General features: G+C 73.8%; 2 protein-coding genes. Both read left to right on the top strand.

Going from position 1 to position 1,703, the window contains the following annotated elements; genetic code table 11:
- Positions 1-250: 250 nt before the first annotated feature.
- Entirely contained in the window at positions 251-631 is a 381-nt protein-coding gene (locus tag HMPREF0975_RS16835) for a hypothetical protein (protein WP_009234361.1), read from the top strand.
- On the top strand, positions 628-1,703 hold a 1,076-nt coding region (locus HMPREF0975_RS11535; protein ID WP_009234360.1), incomplete at its 3' end, for an ABC transporter permease. The genes HMPREF0975_RS16835 and HMPREF0975_RS11535, both read left to right, overlap by 4 nt.

The following is a 1,703-nucleotide window of genomic DNA, read 5'->3' as shown; positions in this document are numbered from 1 at the left end:
GCCCCGGCCGGGCTCCTGGGCCCGGCCGTGCCCTGGGCCGCCGACCTGCGCGCCTGGAAGAAGGAGACCTACCCCGGCTCCACCGGCGCGGCCGCCACCGGCAAGGTCCCCGGCGCCACCGCCGCCGGAAGCGTCCCCGCCGGCACCGCCATCACCCTGGCCTCCTACACCGACCGCCCCGAACTCGGCGAGATCGGTCCCCCTCCTGGCCCAACAGCTCGAGGCCGCCGGCTTCACCGTCACCCAGGACGTGCGCGAGTACAACCAGATCGAGTCCGAGGCCCTGGCCGGGGCCTTCGACGCCGTCCTCCTATCGCGCTCCACCGTCCTGGACTCGGGGGACCCGGTGGCTTACATGGTCTCCGACTTCTCCTCCACCGGCTCCTTCGCCCTGAGCTTCCTGTCCGATCCCACGGTGGACGCCGCCATCGCCAAGGCCTCCGGCATCGAGCCCGGCGAGGAGCGGCGCAAGGCCATCATGGAGGCCGAGCAGGCCATCCTCGTCACCGACGCGGCCATTCCGGTCGCCCACGAACGCGTTCTGCAGGGGGAAGCCTCCGGTGTCTCGGGCGCCGAGCGCGACCCGAACGAGCGCGACCTCATCACCTCGGCCACCACCGTGAAGAAGTGAACGGCGCGCTCGCCCGGGTCGCCGGGCGCCTGCGCGGACGCTACGACGTCGTCACCGCCGTCTCGCGCCTGGTCGCCCTGGCCTGCCTCGTCGGCCTGGTGGGCGTGCTGCCGTGGCTGTCGGGCAAGGACCCGGCCCTGACCGTTCTGCGCGCCACCTCCTCCGACCGCGAACCCACCCCCGAGGTGCTGGAGTCCATTCGCAAGAGCATCGGGATCGACGGCGGCCCCCTGCACATGATCGGCCACTGGCTCGCCGGACTGGTGCGCGGCGACCTGGGGCGCTCCTGGGTCTCGGGGGCCGACGTCGGGCCGGACGCCGTCGACGCCTTCGGGGTGTCCCTGAGCCTCATGGCCGCTGCGCTCGGCGTCGGAACGATCGTCGCCGCGACCCTGGTCGTTCCCGCCCTGCGCGACGGGCTGCGAGGGCGGAGACGCCCCCGGGGCGGAGCCGTCTCCGCGGTCCTTATCTCCCTGCCCGAGTACCTCCTGGCCCCGATCCTCATGCTCGTCCTGGCCGTCTACCTCAGGGTCCTGCCGCCCTTCGGGTGGGGCAGCCCTGAGAAAGTCATCATGCCCGCCCTCAGCCTGGGCCTGCCCACCGGCGGCTACCTGGGCGGACTCATCTCCGATGCCGTCACCGCCACCTTCTCCGAACGATGGGTGGCCACCTGGTCCACCGCCGGCATCCGCGGCCGGGCCCTGGCAGGGGCCGTCCTGCGCCGGGCCCTGGCGCCCCTGACCGGGCAGATGGCGCTCGTCGTCGTCGCCCTGACTGGCGGGGCAGTCGCCGTGGAGAAGATCTTCGCGATCCCGGGACTCGGGCGAGAGCTCCTGGACGCCGCCACCGCCCAGGACGTCCCAGCACTCCAGGCCCAGATCCTGCTACTGCTCGCACTGGCGCTCACCGCCGGCGTCGTCGCCGGGATCCTCCGCCGCCTCCTCATGGGGCGAGCCGCCGGCGCCGGGGGCCTGAGCGCACCGCCCCCGATGAACCACTCCGGGCGGGCGGCCCGGGTCATCGCCGGGGTCGGGGCGGGGCTGCTGGTGGCCATAGGTGGCCTGGGGGGATC

The sequence above is a fragment of the Actinomyces sp. oral taxon 849 str. F0330 genome (genome assembly GCF_000239715.1).
GTDB classification, from domain to species: Bacteria; Actinomycetota; Actinomycetes; order Actinomycetales; family Actinomycetaceae; genus Actinomyces; species Actinomyces johnsonii.
The sequence above is the reverse complement of the archived record's forward strand: the minus strand, read 5'-3'. Positions and strand labels throughout refer to the sequence as shown.